Here is a 4,510-nt window from a genome sequence, read left to right on the forward strand (position 1 = left end):
GGGGTCGCGCAACTTGACCGTGCTCGGATCAGGCACCGGCAGGTCCATCGCGCGCCCGGCCAGCTCACCGTAGGGAATTGAGCGGCCAGTCGTGGTATGTACTACGTTACCCGGCGTGGTGGACAGCTGTTCGACCGGTACGCCGAGCTGTTCGGCGCCTGCCTGCAGCAGCATGGCACGGGCCAAAGCGCCCAGGCGGCGCATGGTCGGGTAGCTCATGCGCACCGACATGCTGCCACCGGTAATACGCATGCCGTTTTCCATCACCACATAGGCTTCGCCGGGTGGCGCGCTGTCCACCACGAAGTTGGCAGGGTCGACATCCAGCTCTTCGCCGACGATCTGCGCCATGGCGGTAAAAGGCCCCTGGCCGCCTTCCATGAACGGGCTGAGCAGGCGCACCGTACCGTCCGGGCGGATCTCCAGAAACGCCGGCACCTGGGTGCCGCGTTGCGCGCTTGCTGTGGCCGCCGCTTGCACCCGGGCCGTGCCCATGGGCAGGCCGAAGCCAAGTACCAAGGCGCCGACCGCAGTGCCGGCGATAAAGCGCCGGCGTGACAGATTGACTGTTTCGCCAAGCTGCAGTTTGAGCAGTTCGGCGGGGGTATCGGCTGGGGTGTTCATCAGGCTGTTTCCCCCTGAGCCAGGTCATGCACGGCGACATGGATAGCGTTATAGGTGCCGCAGCGGCACAGGTTGACCATCGCCGCTTCGATCTGCGCGTCACTGGGTTTGGGGGTGTGCTTGAGCAGCGCCGTGGCCGCCATCACCTGGCCAGACTGGCAGTAGCCGCACTGGGCCACCTGGTGCTCGACCCAGGCGGCGACCACGCGCTTGCCGACCGCATCGGCCTCGATCGCTTCGATGGTGGTGACCTCGCGCCCGACCACTCCGGCCACCGGGGTAACGCAGGCGCGCACCACATTGCCGTCCACCAGCACCGAGCAGGCGCCGCACTGGGCCAGGCCGCAGCCATACTTGGTGCCGGTCAGGCCCAGGTCATCGCGAATTACCCACAACAAGGGCGTGTCGGCGTCCGCCTCGACCTGATAGGTCTTCTGGTTGATGCGTAGTTCCATGGTTCACCTGCCATTCACGGTTGCTGTCGCTGTGTTTTTTGCCTGGGGAATACGTTGTTCTCCAGTGCAGAAACGCTAGCACACCTCTACGACCGCGCGTCCCTTGACCGGGCGGCGGCAGAGGATCGGGCAAGCAATCCGGTGAAATGCGCAAGCCTGCGGCCGCGCTGCGTTCAGATGCGGGGAGGACTTCCTGCGTGAAAACCCGGATAATGCCGGCCAATTTCGTTTTGCACGCTTAAATCACGGTAAACCCGCATGGAAATCAAGGTCAATTTTCTCGACAATCTCCGTCTAGAAGCCAAGTTCGACGACTTCACGGTGATCGCCGACCAGCCGATCCGTTACAAGGGCGATGGTTCGGCCCCAGGCCCGTTCGACTACTTCCTGGCGTCCTCGGCCTTGTGCGCGGCTTACTTCGTCAAGTTGTACTGCCAGACCCGCGACATCCCCACCGAAAACATCCGCCTGTCGCAGAACAACATCGTCGACCCGGAAAACCGCTACAACCAGATTTTCAAGATCCAGGTGGAGCTGCCCGAGGACATTTCCGAGAAGGACCGCCAGGGCATCCTGCGCTCCATCGACCGCTGCACGGTCAAGAAGGTGGTGCAGACCGGCCCGGAATTCGTCATCGAAGTGGTCGACAACCTCGATGCCGATGCCCAGGGGCTGCTGATGCCGGTGTCGGACACCAGCACCTACATTCCCGGCAAGGACCTGCCGCTGGAGCAGACCATCGCCAACATGTCCGCCATTCTCGCCGGGCTGGGCATGAAGATCGAGATCGCTTCGTGGCGCAATATCGTGCCTAACGTGTGGTCGCTGCATGTACGCGATGCGCAGTCGCCGATGTGCTTCACCAACGGCAAAGGCTCGACCAAAGAGGCCGCGCTGGCCTCGGCGTTGGGCGAATTCATCGAGCGCCTGAACTGCAACTTCTTCTACAACGACCAGTTTTGGGGCGAAGACCTGGCCAACGCGTCGTTCGTGCATTACCCGAACGAGCAGTGGTTCATGCCTGGCCCACGCGATGCGCTGCCGGCCGAAATCCTCGATGCGCACTGCCTCGAGGTCTATAACCCGGATGGCGAGCTGCGTGGCTCGCACCTGTACGACACCAACTCGGGCAACAAGGCGCGCGGCATCTGCTCGCTGCCGTTCGTGCGCCAGTCCGACCAGCAGGTGGTGTACTTCCCGTCCAACCTTATCGAAAACCTGTTCCTCAGCAACGGCATGAGCGCCGGCAACACCCTGGCCGAGGCGCAGGTGCAGTGCTTGTCGGAAATCTTCGAGCGCGCGGTCAAACGCGAAATCCTTGAAGGCGAGCTGTGCCTGCCGGACGTACCGCAGGAGGTGCTGGCCAAGTACCCGGCCATCGTCGCCGGTATCCAGGGGCTGGAAGAGCAGGGGTTCCCGGTGCTGGTGAAAGATGCCTCGCTGGGCGGTGAGTTCCCGGTCATGTGCGTGACCCTGATGAACCCGCGTACCGGCGGCGTGTTCGCCTCGTTCGGCGCCCACCCTAGCCTTGAAGTGGCGCTGGAGCGCAGCCTTACCGAACTGCTGCAGGGCCGCAGCTTCGAGGGCCTGAACGACCTGCCGCAGCCCACCTTCGAAAGCCACGCGCTGACCGAGCCGAACAACTTCGTCGAGCACTTCATCGATTCCAGCGGTGTGGTGTCGTGGCGCTTCTTCAGTGCCAAGGCCGACTTCGAATTCGTGGAGTGGGACTTCTCCGGCCACGGTGAGGATTCCAACCTCCAGGAAGCCGCCACCCTGTTTGGTATCCTCGAAGCGCTGGACAAGGAAGTGTACATGGCGGTGTATGACAACCTTGGCGCCACCGCGTGCCGCATTCTGGTGCCTGGTTATTCGGAAATCTACCCGGTCGAGGACCTGATCTGGGACAACACCAATCGCGCCCTGTCGTTCCGTGCCGACATCCTCAACCTGCACAGCCTCGATAGCCGCTCGCTGAAGCTGCTGCTCAAGCGCCTGGACAACTGTGACGTCGATGACTACACCACCATCACCACGCTGATCGGCGTGGAGTTCGACGAGAACACGGTGTGGGGGCAATTGACCATTCTTGAGCTGAAGCTGCTGATCTGCCTGGCGGTGCAGCGTTTTGAAGATGCCAAGGAACTGGTCGAGGCGTTCCTGCAGTTCAACGACAATACCGTCGAGCGCGGCCTGTTCTACCAGGCCCTGAACGTGGTGCTGGAAGTGCAACTGGACGACGAGCTGGAAATGGTCGACTACGAAGCCAACTTCCGCCGCATGTTCGGCAACCCGCGCATGGACGCGGTGCTGGGATCGGTGGACGGCAGCGTGCGTTTCCACGGCCTCACCCCTACCAGCATGAAGCTCGAAGGCCTTGACCGCCATCTGCGCCTGATCGAAAGCTACAAGAAACTGCACGCTGCCAGGGCCAAAATGGCCTGACCGCAGCTGCATCCAGCCGCTCCTACAGGGATCATGTGGTCCCTGTGGAGCGGGCTTGCCGGCGAATCCGATATCACCGCCAACAATCAATGCCAAAGTCATATGAAGGGCCGGGCATACCTCATATAACGCCTCGATCTTGTCCCTATCCCTATTTCGTCTTGCCGCTGCGCCTGCCAAAGGCGTAGCTTTCTGCACCCATCCTTTTGATCCACCGGCGCATACACCGCCAGAAGGACCTCGGCCGCGCACAACAAGAAGGCGCAGACCATGAGCACCCCTTTGGACAACAATGCCCTGAAAACCCGCCAACAAGCCGCTTGGGCAAGTGGTGATTACGCGGTAATCGGCACCACTCTGCAGCTGGTTGGCGAACGCCTGGCCGAGGCCTGTGACCTACGCTGGGACGAGCAGGTGCTGGACGTTGCCGCCGGCAACGGCAACGCCACCCTGGCCGCTGCCCGGCGCGGCTGTCGCGTTACCTCCACCGATTACGTGCCCGAACTGCTCAAGCGCGGCGAAGAACGGGCGCGGGCCGAGCACCTGAACGTGGTGTTCCAGGCCGCCGATGCCGAAGCCTTGCCATTCGCCGATGGCAGTTTCGATGCAGTGCTGTCCACCTTCGGTGTGATGTTCGCCCCCGACCAGACCCAAGCCGCGCGCGAGCTGGCGCGGGTGTGCCGGCCCGGTGGTCGCATCGGCCTGGCCAACTGGACCCCGCAAGGCTTCGTAGGCCAGATGTTCAAGACCCTTGGCCTGCATGTACCACCGCCCGCCGGGGCTTTGCCGCCTTCGCGCTGGGGCGATGAGGCCCAGCTGCGCGTGATGTTCGAGGGGGCGCATGGCGAATTGAACGTCAGCCGCCAGCACTTCAATTTCCGCTACCGCTCGGCAGCGCACTTCATCGAGGTTTTCCGGACATGGTACGGGCCGGTGCACAAGGCGTTCGCCGCTTTGGAGCCGGAGGCGGCCAAGGCGTTGGAGCG

At 62.7% G+C, this 4,510-nt stretch carries 4 protein-coding genes; 2 read left to right on the forward strand and 2 right to left on the reverse strand.

Annotated features, from left to right (window positions below):
* On the reverse strand, positions 1 to 624 hold a 624-nt coding region (locus HP546_RS26440), incomplete at its 3' end, for a molybdopterin cofactor-binding domain-containing protein (protein ID WP_172231656.1).
* The gene (locus HP546_RS26445; RefSeq protein ID WP_172231659.1) at positions 624 to 1,079 is read right to left on the reverse strand and encodes a (2Fe-2S)-binding protein; all 456 of its coding nucleotides are present in this window, start codon (positions 1,077 to 1,079) and stop codon (positions 624 to 626) included. The genes HP546_RS26445 and HP546_RS26440, both read right to left, overlap by 1 nt.
* Positions 1,080 to 1,337: 258 nt before the next feature.
* Here HP546_RS26445 and HP546_RS26450 point away from each other — a divergent pair, with 258 nt between their 5' ends.
* Positions 1,338 to 3,524, forward strand: a complete 2,187-nt coding sequence (locus tag HP546_RS26450) for an OsmC domain/YcaO domain-containing protein (protein WP_172231662.1) — start codon at positions 1,338 to 1,340, stop codon at positions 3,522 to 3,524.
* Between the two features lie 270 nt (positions 3,525 to 3,794).
* Positions 3,795 to 4,510: class I SAM-dependent methyltransferase (locus tag HP546_RS26455; protein WP_172231665.1), on the forward strand; the 716-nt coding region annotated here is incomplete at its 3' end.

The sequence above is a fragment of the Pseudomonas sp. CM25 genome, from assembly GCF_013179705.1.
GTDB lineage: Bacteria > Pseudomonadota > Gammaproteobacteria > Pseudomonadales > Pseudomonadaceae > Aquipseudomonas.

What these genes read in the sequence shown, in the direction of transcription:
- HP546_RS26450 (WP_172231662.1), top strand. Translation starts at nt 1,338, where the DNA reads ATGGAAATCAAGGTCAATTTTCTCGACAATCTCCGTCTAGAAGCCAAG.
- HP546_RS26445 (WP_172231659.1), bottom strand. Translation starts at nt 1,079, where the DNA reads ATGGAACTACGCATCAACCAGAAGACCTATCAGGTCGAGGCGGACGCC.